General features: G+C 72.7%; 17 protein-coding genes and 2 pseudogenes. 12 read left to right on the top strand and 7 right to left on the bottom strand.

The features are described 5' to 3' along the window. Positions 1-45 precede the first annotated feature (45 nt). Positions 46-1152 (bottom strand): citrate synthase 2, encoded by a 1107-nt coding sequence (locus ACV7NM_RS14675; RefSeq protein ID WP_463410701.1) that lies wholly within the window; start codon positions 1150-1152, stop codon positions 46-48. A gap of 200 nt (positions 1153-1352) precedes the next feature. Between ACV7NM_RS14675 and pdxH the strand changes: the two genes are divergently transcribed. Together pdxH and ACV7NM_RS14665 are read left to right on the top strand one after the other, a co-directional pair. Next, positions 1353-2015, top strand: coding sequence for a pyridoxamine 5'-phosphate oxidase (pdxH, locus tag ACV7NM_RS14670; RefSeq protein WP_463410700.1), 663 nt, complete (start codon positions 1353-1355; stop codon positions 2013-2015). Positions 2016-2443: 428 nt separating this feature from the next. After that, positions 2444-3820 carry a PAS domain-containing protein gene (locus ACV7NM_RS14665; RefSeq protein ID WP_463410699.1) on the top strand — a complete coding sequence of 459 codons (1377 nt, stop codon included), beginning with the start codon at positions 2444-2446 and terminating at the stop codon, positions 3818-3820. A gap of 657 nt (positions 3821-4477) precedes the next feature. Here the strand turns inward: ACV7NM_RS14665 and ACV7NM_RS14660 are convergent. After that, positions 4478-5233 carry an SIS domain-containing protein gene (locus ACV7NM_RS14660; protein ID WP_463410698.1) on the bottom strand — a complete coding sequence of 252 codons (756 nt, stop codon included), beginning with the start codon at positions 5231-5233 and terminating at the stop codon, positions 4478-4480. A gap of 243 nt (positions 5234-5476) precedes the next feature. On the opposite strand from ACV7NM_RS14660, the gene ACV7NM_RS14655 reads away from it, so the two are divergent. The 4 genes and pseudogenes from ACV7NM_RS14655 to ACV7NM_RS14640 form a co-directional block, all read left to right on the top strand. Then, positions 5477-6169 (top strand): metal-dependent transcriptional regulator, encoded by a 693-nt coding sequence (locus ACV7NM_RS14655; protein ID WP_463410697.1) that lies wholly within the window; start codon positions 5477-5479, stop codon positions 6167-6169. Positions 6170-6528: 359 nt separating this feature from the next. After that, the gene (locus ACV7NM_RS14650) at positions 6529-7455 is read left to right on the top strand and encodes an alpha/beta fold hydrolase (RefSeq protein WP_463410696.1); all 927 of its coding nucleotides are present in this window, start codon (positions 6529-6531) and stop codon (positions 7453-7455) included. A 47-nt stretch (positions 7456-7502) separates the two neighbouring features. Continuing rightward, positions 7503-7718, top strand: a pseudogene (locus tag ACV7NM_RS14645) (RNA polymerase subunit sigma-70); the annotation flags it as partial. A gap of 175 nt (positions 7719-7893) precedes the next feature. Continuing rightward, positions 7894-7983 (top strand): annotated as a pseudogene (locus ACV7NM_RS14640) (RNA polymerase subunit sigma-70); the annotation flags it as partial. A 12-nt stretch (positions 7984-7995) separates the two neighbouring features. Here ACV7NM_RS14640 and ACV7NM_RS14635 read toward each other — a convergent pair. After that, positions 7996-8157 (bottom strand): hypothetical protein, encoded by a 162-nt coding sequence (locus ACV7NM_RS14635; protein WP_463414158.1) that lies wholly within the window; start codon positions 8155-8157, stop codon positions 7996-7998. Positions 8158-8228: 71 nt separating this feature from the next. Between ACV7NM_RS14635 and ACV7NM_RS14630 the strand changes: the two genes are divergently transcribed. Then, positions 8229-8444, top strand: coding sequence for a hypothetical protein (locus ACV7NM_RS14630; RefSeq protein ID WP_463414157.1), 216 nt, complete (start codon positions 8229-8231; stop codon positions 8442-8444). 10 nt (positions 8445-8454) lie between these two features. On the opposite strand, the gene ACV7NM_RS14625 is transcribed toward ACV7NM_RS14630, so the two are convergent. Further along, the gene (locus ACV7NM_RS14625) at positions 8455-9456 is read right to left on the bottom strand and encodes a LuxR C-terminal-related transcriptional regulator (RefSeq protein ID WP_463410695.1); all 1002 of its coding nucleotides are present in this window, start codon (positions 9454-9456) and stop codon (positions 8455-8457) included. Positions 9457-9612: 156 nt separating this feature from the next. Here ACV7NM_RS14625 and ACV7NM_RS14620 point away from each other — a divergent pair, with 156 nt between their 5' ends. The 4 genes from ACV7NM_RS14620 to ACV7NM_RS14605 all read left to right on the top strand — a co-directional run bounded on the left by ACV7NM_RS14620 (position 9613) and on the right by ACV7NM_RS14605 (position 13519). Next, positions 9613-9972, top strand: a complete 360-nt coding sequence (locus tag ACV7NM_RS14620; protein WP_463410694.1) for a hypothetical protein — start codon at positions 9613-9615, stop codon at positions 9970-9972. 158 nt (positions 9973-10130) lie between these two features. Next, entirely contained in the window at positions 10131-10298 is a 168-nt protein-coding gene (locus ACV7NM_RS14615) for a hypothetical protein (RefSeq protein WP_463410693.1), read from the top strand. A 217-nt stretch (positions 10299-10515) separates the two neighbouring features. Then, positions 10516-12147: a CHAP domain-containing protein gene (locus tag ACV7NM_RS14610; protein WP_463410692.1), complete on the top strand. Its 1632-nt coding sequence runs from the start codon at positions 10516-10518 to the stop codon at positions 12145-12147. 115 nt (positions 12148-12262) lie between these two features. Beyond that, positions 12263-13519 carry a transglycosylase family protein gene (locus ACV7NM_RS14605; protein WP_463410691.1) on the top strand — a complete coding sequence of 419 codons (1257 nt, stop codon included), beginning with the start codon at positions 12263-12265 and terminating at the stop codon, positions 13517-13519. A gap of 61 nt (positions 13520-13580) precedes the next feature. Here the strand turns inward: ACV7NM_RS14605 and ACV7NM_RS14600 are convergent, their stop codons facing one another. The 3 genes from ACV7NM_RS14600 to ACV7NM_RS14590 all read right to left on the bottom strand — a co-directional run bounded on the left by ACV7NM_RS14600 (position 13581) and on the right by ACV7NM_RS14590 (position 16886). Continuing rightward, entirely contained in the window at positions 13581-15227 is a 1647-nt protein-coding gene (locus tag ACV7NM_RS14600) for a transporter (RefSeq protein WP_463410690.1), read from the bottom strand. Next, positions 15224-16054, bottom strand: coding sequence for an ABC transporter ATP-binding protein (locus ACV7NM_RS14595; protein ID WP_463410689.1), 831 nt, complete (start codon positions 16052-16054; stop codon positions 15224-15226). Before ACV7NM_RS14595 ends, ACV7NM_RS14600 begins: the two co-directional genes overlap by 4 nt. A gap of 109 nt (positions 16055-16163) precedes the next feature. Next, the gene (locus ACV7NM_RS14590; RefSeq protein ID WP_463410688.1) at positions 16164-16886 is read right to left on the bottom strand and encodes a bifunctional DNA primase/polymerase; all 723 of its coding nucleotides are present in this window, start codon (positions 16884-16886) and stop codon (positions 16164-16166) included. A gap of 220 nt (positions 16887-17106) precedes the next feature. On the opposite strand from ACV7NM_RS14590, the gene ACV7NM_RS14585 reads away from it, so the two are divergent. Continuing rightward, the gene (locus ACV7NM_RS14585) at positions 17107-18489 is read left to right on the top strand and encodes a transcriptional regulator (protein WP_463410687.1); all 1383 of its coding nucleotides are present in this window, start codon (positions 17107-17109) and stop codon (positions 18487-18489) included. Positions 18490-18495: the final 6 nt, after the last annotated feature.

The following is an 18495-nucleotide window of genomic DNA, read 5'->3' as shown; positions in this document are numbered from 1 at the left end:
GCCGCACCCCCCGTGGGATGCGGCGCCCGGTGTCACGGGTGTGGATCAGGCCGTGTCGGCCATGTCCGCGTAGCCCTCGATGTCGCGCGGGTCGCGCCGGCCCGGTCCGATGTAGCGGGCCGACGGGCGCACCAGGCGGCCCGTGCGCTTCTGCTCCAGGATGTGCGCCGACCAGCCCGCCGTACGGGCGCAGCTGAACATCGACGTGAACATGTGCGCCGGGACCTCGGCGAAGTCCAGCATGATCGCCGCCCAGAACTCCACGTTCGTGGCGAGCACCCGGTCGGGACGGCGCGCGTGCAGCTCCTCCAGCGCCGCCTTCTCCAGCGCAGCGGCGACCTCGTAGCGCGGCGCGTCCAGTTCCTTGGCGGTGCGCCGCAGCACACGGGCGCGCGGGTCCTCGGCCCGGTAGACCCGGTGCCCGAAGCCCATCAGCCGCTCGCCCTTGTCCAGGGCCTTCTTCACGTACGCCACGGCGTCGCCGGTGCGTTCGATCTCCTCGATCATGCCGAGGACCCGGGACGGCGCCCCGCCGTGCAGCGGCCCGGACATCGCGCCGACGGCGCCCGAGAGCGCCGCCGCGACATCGGCGCCGGTGGAGGCGATCACCCGGGCGGTGAAGGTGGAGGCGTTCATGCCGTGCTCGGCGGCGGAGGTCCAGTAGGCGTCGACGGCCTTGACGTGCCGGGGGTCCGGCTCGCCCCGCCAGCGGATCATGAACCGCTCGACGACGGACTCGGCCTTGTCGATCTCCTTCTGCGGCACCATCGGCAGCCCTTGGCCGCGGGCCGACTGGGCGACGTAGGACAGCGCCATCACGGCCGCCCGCGCCAGGTCGTCACGGGCCGTGCGCTCGTCGATGTCGAGCAGCGGTTTCAATCCCCACACGGGGGCGAGCATCGCGAGCGCGGACTGCACGTCGACCCGGATGTCACCCGAGTGCACGGGGATCGGGAAGGGCTCGGCGGCCGGCAGACCGGGGTTGAAGGCACCGTCGACCAGCAGGCCCCACACGTTCCCGAAGGAGACGTGGCCGACCAGGTCTTCGATGTCCACCCCCCGGTAGCGGAGGGACCCGCCCTCCTTGTCGGGCTCGGCGATCTCCGTCTCGAACGCGACGACCCCTTCGAGCCCGGGTACGAAGTCGGACATCAGGCGGCTCCTCAGATAGTGCGAACACGCGCGGCTCCCGGCGTGATTCGCGGTCCGGCGCGGTCATCCCCGTTGATGCCCGGCACGGTCGATGGTCATCCGTGCGGGGACCCTCGGACCGGCCCCAAGATTTTGTCCGCTCCGGATGGTCTGCGGAAGCGTGACATACGGCACACCCCCGGCAGTCATACTGCGGCAGGATGGCCCGGGTGACCCACCAGGACCTTGATCCCGCGACCATGCGCAAGCACTACCGCTCCGAGATCCTCGACGAGGAGACCCTCGCGGAGGACCCGATGGGGCAGTTCGCCCTGTGGTTCCGGCAGACCGCCGCGTCGCACCTCTTCGAACCCAACGCGATGGTCGTCTCGACCGCGACCGCCGAAGGCCGTCCCAGCTCCCGCACGGTCCTCCTCAAGCAGTTCGACGAGCGGGGCTTCGTCTTCTTCACCAACTACGCCTCCCGCAAGGGCCGCGAGATCGCCGAGAACCCGTACGTGTCGCTCCTGTTCCCCTGGCACCCGATCGCCCGCCAGGTCAGCGTGACGGGCACGGCCGCCCGGATCGGCCGCGACGAGACGGCCGCCTACTTCCGCTCCCGGCCGCACGGCTCGCAGCTCGGCGCCTGGGCGAGCGCGCAGTCCGAGGTGATCGACTCCCGCGCGGAGCTGGACCGGCGGTACGCGGAGCTGGCGGAGCGCTATCCGGAGGGCGAGCAGGTGCCCGTGCCGCCGGAGTGGGGCGGTCTGCGGGTGGTGCCGGACGCGGTGGAGTTCTGGCAGGGGCACGAGAACCGGCTGCACGACCGGCTGCGCTACGTCCGCGAGGGCGGCGAGTGGCGAGTCGAGCGGCTCTGCCCGTAGCCGCGTAGGCACACATGACCCGGACCCGCAGGTCGGGGAACGCAGACGACCCGCGGGCTCGGGATCCTCTCCTGCAGTGAGAGGAGCCGGCCGGACGTACCGGCGAGCCCGCGGGTCGGGTGACTGCTTGGGATTGGCGCCTGGCGTTCCCGCCGGGCACCGCACTGGGTGCGTGCGACGACGGGCGCTTTAGCCCGCAGCCACCTCACGCGTCCGGTTTCCGTACATTTCGGGAACCACCTCCCTTCTCGTGTACCGCAGAGCCTACGAGCCCGTCGCCGGTCGCTCAAGCCATTTATCCGACGGGTTCGCCCGGGCGGCCGGAACGGAAAAAACGGGACGATTCCGGGAAGGGGATGTGGGCTGCGTCACGTTCCAGTTCAATGATCTGACGTGCCGCATACGCGAACACCTGCAGGGGGTGCCAGGTGAGTGTTTCCGGACGTGACGAGACGACCGACGATCTGCTCGCAGCGCTGCTGGACGGGATGGACGCGGCTCTGTGCGCGTTCGACGCCGACGGTGTGATCACCCATTGGAACCGTGAGGCCGAGCGGATCCTGGGCTGGACCGCGGCCGAGGCCGTCGGTCGGCGCGGGTTCGCCGGGTGGGCGGTGCGCGCCGCCGACGCGCACGACGTGGAGGAGCGGCTGATGTCCGCCCAGGACGTGCCGGGCCGGCACGTCCACGAGTTCGCGCTGCTGACCAAGGACGGCGGCCGGGTCCTCGTGCGGACCCAGTCCGCCGGGGTGCCGGGCGCGGACGGCAAGCCCGCCGGTGTCTACTGCGCGTTCAGCGAGGTGCACGCGCAGATCGACCTGGAGCGTTCGATCGCGCTGAGCGAGGCGCTGCTGGAGGACGCCTCCTGGGGGGTCGTCCTGGTCGACGTCGATTTACGCCCGGCGGTCGTGAACCTGCACGCCGCCCGCGCCTTCGGCTCCGGGCGCACCGCGCTGCTGGGGCGGCCGCTCGGGGAACTGCTGGCGCAGGGTGTCGAGGAACTGGAGGGCGCGCTCCAGCACGTGCTGGCGGAGGGCGCCCCGCCGGCGCCCGTGGAGCTGTGGGTGACGGTCCGGACGCCCGAGGGGGCGAGACGGCGCTGCTGGCGCTCGGGGTTCCTGAGGCTGGCCTCGCCACTGGCGGAGGAGCCGGTGCCGCTCGGCGTCGGCTGGCTGTTCCAGGACATCACCGAGGCCAGACGGGCCGAGCTCGACACCGGGCAACTGCGGTTCCGGTCGAACCAGCTCTACCGCGCGGGGCGGGCCGCCGCCGAGTGCGAGGACCCGGCGGAGGCGGCCGCCGTACGGCTGGACTTCGCCCTGGCCGGCTTCGCGGAGCACGCGCTGGTGGACGTACTGGACGACCTCGACGGCCCGCCCGACGCGGACCCCGGCCCGGAACCCGCCGTCCCGGGGCGGCGCAGGCGGCTCGTCCGCTCGGCCGTGTCGGCGTCGGGGCAGACCCTGCTGCTGCCGGCGCCGGGCGCGATCCCGGTCCGGTACACGGGGACGCACCCGGCGTTGCAGGCCCTCGACCGAATCGGCCCGGTGCGGGCCAGTGCCCCGGCGGGAGAGCCTTCCGAGCGGTGGGCGCGGGCCCGGCACTGGCCCCCGGACGCGGCGCACGCGCTGTGCACGGTGCTGCGCAGCCGGGGCCGGACCCTGGGGGCGCTGACTTTCCTACGGGGCCCGTCGCGCCCCGCCTTCGAGCGCGCGGACGCCCTGTACGCGGAGGAGGTCGCCTCCCGCGTGGCGGCGGACCTGGACCTGGCCCGCCGCCCGGCGAGCCGCCCGGCGGACTTCTGACCAAACCCGCGGGGACGACGGCGGCCCCCCGGGCCACGCCACCGCCACGCGGGAGGGACGTCGGCCTGCCCGCCGTGACCAACCCCCTTCGACGAGGGCCCCCGGGCCCCCACCGACGGCGAACCCCCGGTCCGGCACCTCCGGGCCGCCCCCCGGCCCTGCCCCGCCGGGTGGATGCGCCGGGCCTGCCCCGGACCCCCGGGCCCGCTCCCGGGCGGTGTGCCCGGGCCACCGTCCCGGGGCCGGTGCCCCGAGCCGGCACCTCCGGGCCACTGCTCCCGGCCTGCCCCGCCGGGCGGGCGCGCCGGTCCACCCCCGGGCGGTGCACTGGGCTGCGGTCCGCTGGGCCTGCACCCTCCCGGGCCTGCCCCGGGCCTGCGGCCTGCCTCCCCAGGGCCTGCCCCCAGGAGGGGCCTCGGGCGGGTCCCCGGGCCGGTGCGCTAGGCCGGTGCGATGGGCGGGTCCCCGGGCCGGTGCGCTAGGCCGGTGCGATGGGCGGGTCCCCGGGCCGGTGTGCTGGGCTGCGGTCCGCTGGGGGGCTCGGCCCGCCCCCCGGGCCCCGGGCCTGCGGCCTTCCCCCTGGCCTGCGGGCTGCCCACGGGCGGTGCGCCCCGGCGCCGGCGGGACCCCCGGCCGGGGTGCCCGGCCCGCGGCCGGCTAGTGGCGGAAGAAGATCCGGTCGCCGTACTCCCGCATGACGCGGCCGTTCCACTCGTGGCCGCCGTCCACGTTGCCCGAGCGCAGCAGCGGCGGCTCCACCCCGCGCGCCGCCAGTTCGCCGGCCGCCGACGCCATCACGGCCTGCATGATCGCGCAGGTCACGACGGTGGAGGCGGGTGCGAACGGCGCGTCGATGCCGTCGAGGCTCAGTTCGGCGTCACCGACCGCGATCTTGCTGTCGAGGACGATGTCGCAGTGGTCCTTGAGGAAGGTGCCCGACGCGTGCCGCGACCGGGTTTCCGTCGTGTACGCCACGGAGGTCACGCCGATGACCTTGAGTCCGATCGCGCGGGCGTTCATGGCCATCTCGACCGGCAGGGCGTTGCGGCCCGAGAGGGAGATGATCACGAGGACGTCGCCCTCGGTGGCCGGGCTGCTGTCCAGGACGGCGGCGGCGAGGCCGTCGACGCGTTCCAGAGCGCTGCCGAGGGTGGCCGGCATGACGTCGATGCCCGCGGTGCCCGGGACGGCGAGGAAGTTCATCAGGGCCAGCCCGCCGGCCCGGTAGACCACGTCCTGGGCGGGCAGCGAGGAGTGCCCGGCGCCGAAGGCGAAGAGCCGGTTCCCCGCTGCGACGGCGTCGGCGACGACGGCCCCCGCCGCGCCGATCGGCCCGGCTTCCTCGTTCCGCACCCGCTCCAGCAGGCCGATGGCGGCGTCGAAGAACTGCCCGGCCAGCTTGCTCTCGCTCATACGCCGAAGGCCCTTCCAGGGGTGGGGTGCGGTGGGTTGCTTCCGTGTCCGCCGCTCACCGTGCGGTCTGTACCAAGGGCGTGTCAATACGAACGTCAACCGGTGGACGAAAGGCACGCGGGGGCGGGGGAGGGGTCCCGGGCGCATGTCCCTCTTCGCCCTGGACGTTCGGCACGGGACGGTTGTCGGCCCGATGCGTCAGAATTGGGGGCAGGGCCAGCGCACGCAATCCGAGGGGCACGAATGTCCGGACTGATCGACACCACGGAGATGTACCTCCGCACCATCCTCGAGCTGGAAGAGGAAGGCGTGGTCCCCATGCGCGCCCGGATCGCCGAGCGGCTCGATCAGAGCGGCCCGACGGTGAGCCAGACGGTCGCCAGGATGGAGCGGGACGGTCTGGTGGCAGTGGCCAGCGACCGGCACCTGGAGCTGACTGAGGAGGGGCGTCGGCTGGCGACGCGCGTGATGCGCAAGCATCGGCTTGCCGAGTGCCTGCTCGTCGACGTCATCGGCCTGGAGTGGGAGCAGGTGCATGCCGAGGCCTGCCGCTGGGAGCACGTGATGAGCGAGGCGGTGGAGCGGCGGGTCTTGGAGTTGCTGCGCCACCCGACGGAGTCGCCGTACGGGAACCCGATCCCGGGACTGGAGGAGCTGGGCGAGAAGGCCGAGGCCGACCCGTTCCTGGAGGCCGGCATGGTCAGCCTGTCGGAGTTGGATCCGGGCAGCGAGGGCAAGACCGTCGTGGTGCGCCGGATCGGCGAGCCGATTCAGACGGACGCCCAGCTGATGTACACGCTGCGGCGGGCGGGCGTGCAGCCCGGCTCGGTGGTGAGTGTGACGGAGTCCCCGGGCGGGGTGTTGGTCGGCAGCGGCGGCGAGGCGGCGGAGTTGGGTACGGAGGTCGCCTCGCACGTGTTCGTCGCCAAGCGCTGAGGCGGCCGGGGCGCCCCGGCGGACGGGCTTCGGGGCGGGCCGGGGCGTTGACCGAAACCGGTCGACGGCCGCGTGTCGATGCCGGCGACGCGGGCACCGGAGGGGTAATGAAACGGTCCCGGCGCCTTTCGGCGCCGGGACCGATCCTCCCCTGACTGACCTGGAGCCCCGAGCTCTCAAGGTCATCCCCTTCGGACCGTCTTCCCCGAGCGGCCCGCCTCCCTGTTGAAAGGATCTCCATCGGCAGCGGCGGCCAATCCTTGAGCAAGGTCACTCGAAAGAGCGGTGTTGTCGGCGAGAGGGCTGTTTTCGAATACAGGTTCGATACCCTGACGGGGATCGAAGGGGGTGCATCTGCGGTGGTACAGCGCATCGATGTCACGGGGGCCGACGGCGTACGCCTGGTCGCCTGGGAGTTCCTCGCACCGGGCCGTGAGCCCCGGGCGGAAAACCGCGCGCCCGACGAACCCGAGCGGCCCGCCGTCCTGTTACTCCACGGCCTGATGGGCCGCGCCCTGCACTGGGCCGGCACCGCCCGCTGGCTCGCCGAGCACCACCGGGTCGTGGCCCTGGACCAGCGCGGGCACGGTCAGAGCGGTCGCCCACCGGCGGCCCCCATCGCGCCGGCCGCCCCCGACGCACCGGCCGCGCAGGTGGCATTCGGGCGCGAGGCGTTCGTCGCCGATGCCGAGGCCGCCGTCGAGCAGCTCGGCCTCGCCCCCGTCACCCTGATCGGGCACTCCATGGGCGCCCTCACCGCCTGGCAGCTCGCGGCCCGCCGCCCGGATCTGGTGGAGGCCCTGGTCATCTGCGACATGCGCGCCTCCGCCCTCGGCGAGGCCTCGCAGCGCGACTGGGAGGACTGGTTCCGCCGCTGGCCGTTGCCCTTCCCCACCCAGGACGCGGCCCGCCGCTGGTTCGGCGAGGACGATCCCCGGGTGGACCGCCCCGACCCCGGCCGGGGCGCGTTCTTCGCCGAGGTCATGCACCGGGCCGACGACGGCTGGCGCCCCCTCTTCTCCCGCCGCCAGATGCTGACGGCCCGTGAGACCTGGGTCCATGACGCGCACTGGGAGGAACTGGCCCAGGTCCGCTGCCCCACCCTGGTGGTGCGCGGACTCGACGGCGAGTTGGGTCGCGCCGAAGCCCAAGAGATGGTCCGAGTCCTCCCGGCCGGCCGGTACGCCGAGATCCCGGACGCCGGCCATTACCTGCACTACGACCAGCCGGCCGCCTGGCGCGCGGTGCTGGAGCCCTTCCTGGACGGCGTCAGGGCCGCTTCCTGACGGACTCGCGGATACCGCTTGGGTGATTCGGCGTGGCGGGGTCGAGGATGCGTGGACGTGGCTCCCGCAGGCGGAGCGTGCAGGAGGGGGGGAAGGCGAGTCGTCGACGAGGACGAACTGCCGGCCGGACGGTTCGAGGAGACCGGGGCCACCTCAGGGCCGTGGTCTACGGCGTGCCGGGTTCCCTCGGCGAGGCCGAGGACGCCGTACAGGAAGCCTGGCTGCGGCTCGGCCGCAGTGACGTCGGCGCGGTGGAGAAGCTGGGCGGGTGGCTGACGACGGTGGTGTCACGGCTCTGCCTGGACGCCCTGCGCTCGCGTGCGGGCCGGCGTGAAGACCCGCTGGAGACCTTCATCCCCGACCCTGTCGTAAGCCGTGAGGCGGTCACCGATCCCGAGCGGCAGGTGACGCCGGCCGACTCGGTCGGGCCGGCACCTGATGGTGGTGCTGGAGTCGCTGTCACCCGCCGAGCGGCTCTCGTTCGTCTTGCACGACATGTTCGCCGTGCCCTTCGACGAGATCGCCCCGCTGCTGGACAAGTCACCGGTCGCCGTGCGGCAGTTGGCCAGCCGCGCCCGCCGCCGGATGCGGGGCCGGGCCCCGGTCCCGGACCCCGACCTGGGTGAACAGCGGCGGGTGGTCGACGCGTTCTTCGCCGCCGCCCGCGAAGGGGACTTCGACGCGCTCGTCTCGGTGCTGCACCCCGACATCGCCCCGCTGGTGGAGTCCCCGGCCGCATCCGCCGGACGGTCGTCCTGGGCGGCGCCCGGACGGTGGCCTCCCAGGCCCTCATGTTCAGCGGGCTCTCGCCGTTCGTCCGCCCGGCGCTCGTCAACGGCACGGCGGGTGTCGTCGTCTCCGAGAAGGGCCGTCCGCTCTCGGTCATGGCCCTCACCGTCACCGACGGCCTGATCGTCGACATCACCGCCATCGGCGACCCCGACCGCCTGGCCTCCCTGGACCTCGCCGGCAGCGAGGTCGATTCCTAGGGGGTCGGGCTCACTCCGCCGACCGCGGCAGCCAGCCGCGCTGGACCGCCCGTACGCCGAACTCGAAACGGCTGCGGGCGTTCACCCGGTCCATCAGGTCCGTGGCCAGCCGGCGGGCTGTGCGCGGGGAGACCGCCAGCCGCTTCGCTATCGCCTCGTCGGTCAGGCCTTGGGCCAGCAAGCGGATGACGGTGGTCTCCTGCGGGCTGAGGCCGCCCACGTCACGGACGATCTCGGCCGTCCCCAGCGGCCGCGCGGCGCCCCAGACGTTGTCGAAGAGCGCGCAGAGCGCCATCAGCGTGCCCTGACCGGTCAGCACCACCGCGCCCGCCGCGCTGTCGTCGCTGCTGACCGGGATGACGGCCGTCGACCGGTCGAAGATCATCAGTCGGGTGGGCAGCTCCGGAGCGGTCCGCACCTCGCCGCCGAGTTTGCCCAGCCAGGCCGCATAGGCCACCGTGGTCTGGCTGTTGCGGACGCTGTCGAGGAAGAGCGAGCGCATCCGCACGCCCCGGCCGAGCAGCGCCTGGTCATTGGGCTTGGACGCCTCCAGGCTCTCGGCCCGGTGGCCGCCGCCCGGCGCGAAGGTCATCAGATCGGTGCGAGCCTCCCGTGCGAGGCCTGCGATCCGGTCCCGGATGGCGTCGAGCCCCAGTAGTTGCTCGACACCCGGGCTGGACGAGGCCGGCGTCAGGTCGGCGAACTCGGCGATGAGCTGCGTCGCCGCCGCCCTCGACGCCTCGATACGCAACTGCTGGGCGGCGAGTTCGGCCTGTTGGCGCGCCATGAGGAGCTCCATGCCGACCTCGGGCGACACCGCGCGCAGCTTCCCCTGCCGCTCGTAGGACGGACGGACGAGCGCGAGTTCACTGAGAACGTCCAGGGAGCGCCGGACGTCGGCCTCGTGTGTGGCGAGGCGGTCTGCGAGCGCCCTCACTCCCTCCGTCGGGTAAGCGAGCATGGCGCGGTATACGGCCTCTGACGTGGCGTCGAGGCCGAGAGTGGCGAGCACAGCGGTTCCCCCCGTGTGAGCCCTTTTCGATCAAGGTAACTGCATGGTCGCACGTCGTGACCTGCGGGAGAAGCGCGTGGACGTTTCCGGCCACGGCCCCAACTGTCCAGGTCCGCGCCCTGTGTCCACTCCGGGGAGTTCGCAAGAGTGGCGCGCATGTACCTCATTCACGTGGGCCTGCACGCCCCGTCAGCGGAAGCCGTCCTTCCGTCGCAGGCGGCCGATCTCGTACGCGCCCTGGCGCCTGCCGACATACCTGTGGAGCACGTCTCCGCCCACCCCCACGCGCAGCCGTCCCCCGTCCTCGGTGTCTATCTGCTCGCGGACGCCCTGGAGGAGGCGGAACGCCGCGCCGAGGCACTGTGCCGCCGGGCGACGAGGGCGGTGCCCGAGTTGTGCGGGTGGTCGGTCGGACGGGTCGGCGCGCCGCTCGTGACGCCGTACTACGAGCGGCTGCTGGAGGCCGCTTCCGGTCTCCCTGGCCGGATCGGTCCAGGGCCGTTTCCGTCCACCTGAAAGCCCTTCCACCCGCTCTGAGCTGCGGCGAAAGTAGTGATCGCCGGCAGGGAACAGCACACGGACCCGGCAGGCGACACCGGATGAGACGTCACCGCGGGACGCGAATCCGGACACCAGGACCGTTTCGCCCCAGCTCTCGCAAAGGACCCACTGCCATGCTTCGCACCCGCCTCGCCCAGGCCGCCGCGGTCACCACCTTCGCCCTCGCCGCCCTCGCTCCCGCGGTCGCCTCGCAGCTGACCGCCGGCCACACCACCCACACCGCCGCCACCACCGTGTGGGAGACCGCCCCGGCCGGCAAGTCCACCACCGTCTGGGAGTAACCCCCCCTCGGGGCCCGCCCCACCTGCCCCACCCCTCACCCCGCCCCAGCGCTTCACCCGGCGCCCCGTGCCCGCCCGTCCGACAGCTGCTCCTGCAGGGCAGCCGTCCGCGCAGTCACGTCGCGGCGCCCCCCCGACTTCCGGCCCTCGTCAGGCCCGGCCTGCGGCCACCGCGGTGCCCACCACACGTCGATTTCACGCCATCAGGAGCTTCGTCATGTCCCGCACCGTCAAGACCGCCACCATCCGCCTCACCTCCGCCTCCGCCCTGGCCGTCACCGTGCTCACCGCGATCGGCGCCGCCCCTGCCGCCGCCTCGCCGCTGACCGACGGAATCTCGGCCACGGCCCGCGCCGAGAACGGCAACGGCGCCTGTGCGCACGGCGGTTACGTCGGCGGCGCCAACCAGTCGAGCAGCTGTTACGGCGGTACCACCACGGCCCACGCCTGGTGTGCGGACTTCGCCGGCTGGGTCTGGGCCCGCAACGGTGTCACCGGTCTGTCCACGCTCGACGACAGAGCGGCCAGTTTCATGGACTACGGCAAGAAGTACGGGACGATCTCCAGCACTCCGCACGTCGGTGACGCGGTCGTCTACAACTACAACGGCAGCGACTACGCCGACCACGTGGCGCTCGTGACCGGGGTCTCCGGCGGCACGGTCACCATCACCGGCGGCAACCAGGGCGGCAGGCCGGGCCACGTCAGCACCAACTCCACCACCAGCTACGGCGTGGGGTCGGCGCCCTGGGGCCAGCGGATCAGCGGCTACGTCTCGCCCGCCGGCAGCAACACCCCCACGCTGCCCAACCCGGCCTCGCTGCCCGCCGGGACGCTGGTCAAGTCGGCGAGCGGCCCCGACGTGAAGATCATCATCAACGGCGCGGGCATCCCCGTCGCCGCCTCCGACGTCACCCCGGACAAGTACGACCTGAGCAAGGTCGTACTCGTGGACGACACGGCCTTCCGTGCCCTGCCGAGCGCCCCGGCTTCCGGCACCGTGGTCCACGACCAGGCGGGCGGCTCCAACCGTTACGTGATCGTCGACGGTACGGCCCTGCTGATCGGCGCCGAGGACTGGACCGCCGGCGGCTACAACACCCGTGCCGACATGGGCGTTCCGACCGCCTGGCTGCAGAACGCCGCGCAGCGACAGCTGACGACCGGCATCGTGGTGATGGACCAGACCGGCAACGACCCGGGCCGCTACATCATGGTCAACGGCGCCGCCCTGCACATCTCGGCATCCGAGTGGACGGGCGACCACTACGACGAGCAGACCCTGATGGGCGTCCCGGGCCAGTGGCTGAAGGCTGCCATCGCCAAGGCCCCTTCGACCGGCACCGTGATGATGGACCAGTCGGGCACGGACCCGTCCCGCTACGTCATGATCAACGCCGCCGCGGTGCACATCTCGGCCACCGAATGGACCGCCAACGGGTACAACCTCCAGTCCCTGATGGGCGTCCCCGGCGAGTGGCTGGCCTCCTCCGCGGCCAAGCAGGTCTCCAACGGCACGATCGTGAAGGACGCGTCGGGCGCCGATTCGACGGTCTACGTGATGGCGGGCGGCGTCGCGGTCCCGCTGGCGTACGCCGACTTCACGGGCTTCGGCTACGACAAGCGTCCGCTGGTGGGCGCCCCGGGCGAGTGGCTGCACTCTGCCGCCGCGAAGGCCGCCCCGGCCGACGGCACCATGCTCCTGTCGCCCGACGGCAACACCGTCTGGCAGGTCATCGGCGGCAAGAAGAAGGCCATGACCGCCGACCAGTTCGGCGAGGGCAAGCTCAGCTTCAACGACGTGATCAGCGTCCCGACCGCCTTCACGGCGAAGTTCCCCACGGTCTGAGCACCGAAGCCCGCTTGAGCACCTGAGCACACCCCCGAGCCGCCCGGCTCCCGCCGGCCGGGCGGCTCGGAACCGCCCCGCCCTCGCCTCCCAGACGCTGCCCGAAGGAACCTCGATGCGCTCCGCCGCCCGCAAGAAGTCCGCACTCGCCGTCACCGCCACCGCCCTGCTCGCCGTCGCCGCCCCGCTCCTGACGAGCACCAACGCATCGGCCGCCTCCGTCGCGACCTGGGACAAGGTCGCCCAGTGCGAGGCGAGCGGGAACTGGAGCATCAACACGGGCAACGGCTACTACGGCGGCCTCCAGATATCGATGTCGACATGGCGCGCCTTCGGCGGGACCCAGTACGCCTCCCGCCCCGACCAGGCGACCAAGCAGCAGCAGATCCTGACGGGCGAGAAGATCCTGGCCGGCCAGGGCCAAGGCGCCTGGCCCTCCTGCGGCCCCGCGGCAGGCCTCGGCGCCGACCACGCCAACCCGTACCCCACGGCCCCGTCCTACCCGGATCCCGCCACCCTGCCGGCCGGGACGCTGGTGAAGTCGCCGAACGGCCCGGACGTCAAGGTTCTGATCAATGGGGCGGGCATCCCGGTCGCCGCCTCCGACGTCGCCCCCGACCACTACGACCTCGGCAAGATCGTCCTCATCGACAACGCGGCGTTCAACGGCCTGCCGATTGCTCCCGCGGCGGGCACCGTGGTCCACGACCAGGCGGGCGGCGCCAACCGCTACGTGATCATCGACGGCGCGGCGCTGTCGATCTCCGCCGCGGACTGGACGGCCGACGGCTACAACGTGCGCGCCGACATGGGCGTTCCGACCACCTGGCTACAGGGCGCCGCCCAGCGCGCCGTGTCCAACGGTCGCGTGGTCATGGACCAGTCGGGCACCGACCCGGCCCGCTACGTCATGGTCAACGGCTCGGCGCTGCACATCTCGGCTGCCGAGTGGACCGCCAACGGTTACGACTCCCGCTCCCTGATGGGCGTCCCCGGTGACTGGCTGCGTTCGGCGTCCGCGCGCCCGCTGAACAACGGCACGATCGTGAAGGACGCGTCGGGCGCCGATTCGACGGTCTACGTGATGGCGGGCGGCGTCGCGGTCCCGCTGGCGTACGCCGACTTCACGGGCTTCGGCTACGACAAGCGTCCGCTGGAGGGTGCCCCGGACGAGTGGCTGAAGTCGGCTGCGGCCAAGGCCGCCCCGGCCGACGGCACCATGCTCCTGTCGCCCGACGGCAACACCGTCTGGCAGGTCATCGGCGGCAAGAAGAAGGCCATGACCGCCGACCAGTTCGGCGAGGGCAAGCTCAGCTTCAACGACGTGATCAGCGTCCCGACCGCCTTCACGGCGAAGCTCCCCACCGTCTGATCGGGCCACGGAAAAGCCCGGCCCGCGCTCCCCCGGGAAGCGCGGGCCGGGCTTCGGGCCGTCAGCCCTTGCTGACCGCCGTCAGGATTTCCGGGAGGCGGCGGGAGGCCATCGGGGCTGCCAGGCGGAGGCCGGCCCAGGCCGTCAGGGTGGCCCAGGCGATTCCCAGGGGGAGGACCGTCCAGGCGAGGGGCCGCTGCTCCGGGGTCGTGGCGAAGTAGACCGTCAGGGCGATCATCGGGGCGCAGATCACCGCCGAGGCGAGCATGCCGCCGAAGATGCCCAGCCAGGCGAGCCCGCCCTGGCCCGGCGCCACGTTCTTGAACGCCCCGTCCGTGGGGATGGAGTACGGGAAGCGGACCGAGGCCAGCGCTCCCGTGCACAGCATCGCGCCCAGCAGGGCCAGCGCCAGGCCGAGCGCCGTCGGGAAGTCGGCCCAGTCGCCGAGCAGCCCGGCCGTGACCGAGGTGACCAGCAGCGTGTACGGGACGGTGACCAGGGCCAGCGCACCGGCACGGGCCCGCATCTCCGCGAAGGCGTCCCGCGGGGTCGACAGGGTCTGAGCGACCATCCAGAACGCCGAGGTGTCCTGGCCGAACTGGTTGTACATCTGGACGCCGAGCATGCCCGTGCCGAAGCAGGCGAGGTAGAGGGAGCCGGTCCCCTGGAGGGCGTTGAACACCGGCACGATCAGGCCCATCGCCAGCGCGGTCACCCACGCCGACTTCGTCTTCGGGTCGCGCATCACGTACCGCAGGGTGCGCTGCATCACGGCGCCCGTACGGCCCCCGGGCAGCCAGGCCCAGGCGCCCGCGCCCGAGTCCCGGTCCTCGCGGGGGGCCGAGGCCGCCAGGGTCGAGCCGTCCGGGGTCACCATGAGCTTGGTCAGGCTCCGCTCCCAGAACCACATCAGCCCCGCCAAGGCGGCGAGGGTGATCGCCAACTGGGCCCCGGCGGCCAAGTAGTCGCCCTTGCTCGCGGAGTCCACCATGCCCACCGCCGTCGCGGGCGGCAGCCAGCGGACCACGGCCTCGGCCGGCTCCAGGTGGGCGAGTCCGCCCGCCTGGGACAGCCGCTGGCTCGCGAAGTTGGCCAACTGGGCGCCGACCGCGATCACGAGCCCGCTCAGCAGCGCCAGGTCACGCCCCTTGCGGCTCGACAGCAGCCGTACGTTGGCGGTCGCCACCGCCCTCGCCAAGGTCACGCAGCCCAGCAGCAACAGCGGGACCGCGACGACGGCGAACACCGCCCCGACCGCGCCCCGCGCCACCGCCACCACCGAGCCGACGGCCAGGCAGAGCGTGAACAGGGGCCCGATGCCGACCAGTGACGACGCGAGGAGGGCCCGCACCAGCGGACGCGGGCGCAGCGGCAGCATCACCAGCCGGCTCGGGTCGAGCGTCTCGTCGCCGCTCGGGAAGAACAGCGGCATGAAGCTCCAGGCGAGTGCCAGGACCGCCGCGAGGATCACGACGACCGTTCCCGCGTGCGCGTTGCCGTGCAGCACGGCCAGCCCGACCGTGGCGAAGAAGCCCACCACGAGCGCCAGCGCGAGGGTGGTGAACCAGGCTGCCTTGCGCTTGGAGGAGCCCTTCAGGCCGTTCTTGAGCAGCGACAGCTTGAGGCGGACGAAGATCGGTGTCAGGGAGACGGGCGGGACCACGGTGACGGGCGCCGCCGGGCCGATGGTGGTGACCGGGGCGCTCATCGGGCGCCGCCCAGCCAGTCCAAGGAGTCGTCGCCGGTCCGGTCCCGTGCTCCGACGAGTTCCAGGAACGCGTTCTGGAGGGAGGGCGCGTCGCCCCGTACGTCGGCCAGCGGGCCCGCCGCGCGGATGTGGCCGCCGGCCATGACGGCCACCCAGTCGCACAGCGACTCGACGAGCTCCATCACGTGCGAGGAGAACACGACGGTGGCCCCGGACGCGGTGTAACGTTCCAGCACTCCGCGGATGGTCTGCGCGGACACCGGGTCGACGCCTTCGAACGGCTCGTCCAGGAAGAGGACTTCCGGGTTGTGCAGCAGCGCCGCCGCCAGGCCGATCTTCTTGCGCATGCCCGTCGAGTAGTCGACGACCAGCTTGTGCTGGGAGCCCGCGAGGTCCAGCACGTCCAGCAGCTGCGTCGTCCGCTTGTCGGTCTCCTCGCCCGGCAGGCCGCGCAGCCGGCCCATGTAGCCGAGAAGTTCCCGTCCGGAGAGTCGCTCGAACAGCCTCAGTCCCTCGGGCAGTACGCCGATCCGCGACTTCACCTCGGTCGGGTCCGCCCACACGTCGTGTCCGGCGACGTACACGCGCCCCATGTCGGGGCGCAGCAGTCCGGTCACCATCGACAGCGTCGTCGTCTTGCCCGCGCCGTTCGGCCCGACGAGCCCGATGAACCGGCCCGCCGGGATCTCCAGGTCGATGCCGGCCACGGCCACCTGCTCGCCGAACCGCTTCCACAGCCCCTCTATCCGCACGGCGGCGGGTGGCGCGGATCGCGCGCCACCCGTTCCCCCGTCCGTCCTGCCCGTCGCATCACCCTGGTCCGGCATGCGCCTGCCTCTCGTTCGGATCCCCGTGGTCGTACGTTCCTCACCATAGGAGGAGGGGCCAGGCGGCGGCAGTTACGTATGTCATGAACCTTGTGTCATGTACCCGACCTCAGGCTGGGTGGCCCGCGCCGACGCCCACACCGACGCCCACACCGATGCCCGCGCCGGCGCGGGTCGCGGCCGCCTGACTGCCGCACGCGTAGGCCAGCGCGTCGATCAGCTCCTCGGTGTCCGGCAGCCACCGGTTGGCCGGGGTGGGCTTGCACGCCCACTGCACCGGGCCCCGGCCGCCGAAGCGGGTGGGCGGCGCGGCGACGTACTCGCCCTCGCCCCGCGCGATCATGTCGATCGCGGACGCCGACCAACCCAACTTGCGTACGAGGTCCGGCATCTTCGCCCCCGCTCCGGGCAGGACGAAGAACAGCATCCGGTGGTCGGGGGTGAGGGTGACCGGACCGAGGGTGCGCTGCATGCGCTCCAGGCGCGCCACCGCGTGGATGCCGGCGGCGGAGGGCACGTCGATGGCGTCGAAGGTCCGCCCCGTCGGCAGCAGGATGGACGCGCCGGGCTGCTTCGCCCAGATCCGGCGCACCTGCACCGCGCTGCCGGTGGCCAGCGCCGCCCAGTCCTTCACCGCCGGGTGGGCGCCGGGCGCCGCGCACTCCGGGTCCCCGCAGGAGCACACCTCCCGGCCGTCGCCGGCCTCCAGCCAGGTGCCCGCGAAGACATCCCAGTGCCGTTCTTCCGCGTACCGCACGGCATGGTCCAGCAGCTGCTCGCCGCGCTGCTTGGGGATGGGTGCGGTCTCCGTGACTCCGATGGTCTCTTCCACGCCCATCACAACTCCCGCACCCACCCGGGGTTACGGGCGTAAACCGGCCCGTGGGCGGAGCATCGATCCTGCAAATGGGGCGCACGGAAGCATGTACGGGGGCGCGTAGGAGCCCGGAGCGCGGTCCGTGGGTAGCGACACCACGCAGAGAGGAAGATTCTCCGCACATCAGGCGGGAAGTGATCATTCCATCGCTCTCCCGCGGCTTCAGGGGGTTTTCATGGCAGCCAGGCCTCTCCTCGCCCGCCAGCCGAACGAACGGCTGCAGGCGCTCATCCAGGAAGCCGGGTGCTCCAACGCCGGGCTCGCCCGGCGCGTGAACATGTGCGGGGCCGAGCACGGCCTCGATCTCCGCTACGACAAGACCTCCGTGGCCCGGTGGCTGCGCGGTCAACAGCCGCGCGGCCGGGCGCCGGGCATCATCGCCGAGGCGATCGGGCGCAAACTCGGCCGCACCGTCACCATCGACGAGATCGGCATGGCCAACGGCAAGAACCTCGCCTCCGGCGTCGGCCTACAGTTCTCCCCGACCGTCATCGGCGCCATCGAGCAGGTCAGCGAGTTGTGGCGGAGCGACGTCGGTCGCCGCGACTTCCTCTCCGGCTCCAGCGTGGCCGCCTCCGCCCTCGTCGAACCCAGCCGGGACTGGCTGATCACCGGCGCCGACCCGCAGGTGGCGCGCAACAGCGGCTCGCGCGTCGGGATGCCCGACGTCGAAGCGGTACGCGCCACCACCGAGGCCCTCAAGGAGCTGGACCACCGCTTCGGCAGCGGGCACGTGCGCCCGGTGGTGGTGCACTACCTCAACTCCGTGGTGTCCGGGTTGATCGGCGGCTCCTACCGGGAGCCGGTCGGGCGGGCACTGTTCGCGGCCGTGGCCCGGCTGACGGAACTCGCCGGCTACATGGCGGTGGACACGGGCCAGCCCGGCCTGGCCCAGCGCTACTACATCCAGGCGCTACGGCTGGCCCAGGCGGCCGGTGACCGCGCGTACGGCGGTTACGTCCTGGCCGCGTCCATGAGCCACCTCGCCGCCGAACTCGGCAACCCGAGGGAGATCGCGCAACTGGCGCGGGCCGCCCAGGAGGGCACGCGGGGGCAGGTCACCCCGAGGGTGGAGGCGATGTTCTACGCCGCCGAGGCGCGTGGGCACGCGCTGCTGGGGGACGCCCGGGCCACGGCGGTGCTGTCGGGCCGGGCGGTGACCGCGCTGGAGCGGGCCGAGCCCGAGTCCGGCGACGACCCGGTGTGGATCCGCCACTTCGACGAGGCCTACCTCGCGGACGAGCTGGCCCACTGCCACCGGGACCTGGGCCAGGCCGACGCCGCGGCCAGGCGCGCCGAGGAGGCCCTGTTGGGCCTGCCCGAGACGAAGGCGCGGCGCAGGGCGATCGGGCTGCTGCTGCTGGCGGCGGCGCGGGTCCAGCAGCGGGAGGTGGAGCAGGCCTGCCAGACGGCGGCGAGGGCCGCCGATGTGTTGGACTCGCTGCGGTCCCGGCGCGGGGCGGAGTACCTGGATGATTTCCGGACCCGGCTGGAGCCGTACCGGGAGGAGGCGGCGGTGCGGGAGTTCACGGCCCGGCTGGAGGTGGCGGCGGTGTGAGGCGGG

The organism is Streptomyces sp. Tek67B01 (assembly GCF_055231995.1).
This window is presented reverse-complemented; position numbering and strand designations above follow the sequence as displayed.

What these genes read in the sequence shown, in the direction of transcription:
- ACV7NM_RS14675 (WP_463410701.1), bottom strand. Translation starts at nt 1,152, where the DNA reads ATGTCCGACTTCGTACCCGGGCTCGAAGGGGTCGTCGCGTTCGAGACG.
- pdxH (WP_463410700.1), top strand. Translation starts at nt 1,353, where the DNA reads ATGGCCCGGGTGACCCACCAGGACCTTGATCCCGCGACCATGCGCAAG.
- ACV7NM_RS14660 (WP_463410698.1), bottom strand. Translation starts at nt 5,233, where the DNA reads ATGAGCGAGAGCAAGCTGGCCGGGCAGTTCTTCGACGCCGCCATCGGC.
- ACV7NM_RS14655 (WP_463410697.1), top strand. Translation starts at nt 5,477, where the DNA reads ATGTCCGGACTGATCGACACCACGGAGATGTACCTCCGCACCATCCTC.
- ACV7NM_RS14620 (WP_463410694.1), top strand. Translation starts at nt 9,613, where the DNA reads ATGTACCTCATTCACGTGGGCCTGCACGCCCCGTCAGCGGAAGCCGTC.
- ACV7NM_RS14615 (WP_463410693.1), top strand. Translation starts at nt 10,131, where the DNA reads ATGCTTCGCACCCGCCTCGCCCAGGCCGCCGCGGTCACCACCTTCGCC.
- ACV7NM_RS14610 (WP_463410692.1), top strand. Translation starts at nt 10,516, where the DNA reads ATGTCCCGCACCGTCAAGACCGCCACCATCCGCCTCACCTCCGCCTCC.
- ACV7NM_RS14605 (WP_463410691.1), top strand. Translation starts at nt 12,263, where the DNA reads ATGCGCTCCGCCGCCCGCAAGAAGTCCGCACTCGCCGTCACCGCCACC.
- ACV7NM_RS14600 (WP_463410690.1), bottom strand. Translation starts at nt 15,227, where the DNA reads ATGAGCGCCCCGGTCACCACCATCGGCCCGGCGGCGCCCGTCACCGTG.
- ACV7NM_RS14595 (WP_463410689.1), bottom strand. Translation starts at nt 16,054, where the DNA reads ATGCCGGACCAGGGTGATGCGACGGGCAGGACGGACGGGGGAACGGGT.
- ACV7NM_RS14585 (WP_463410687.1), top strand. Translation starts at nt 17,107, where the DNA reads ATGGCAGCCAGGCCTCTCCTCGCCCGCCAGCCGAACGAACGGCTGCAG.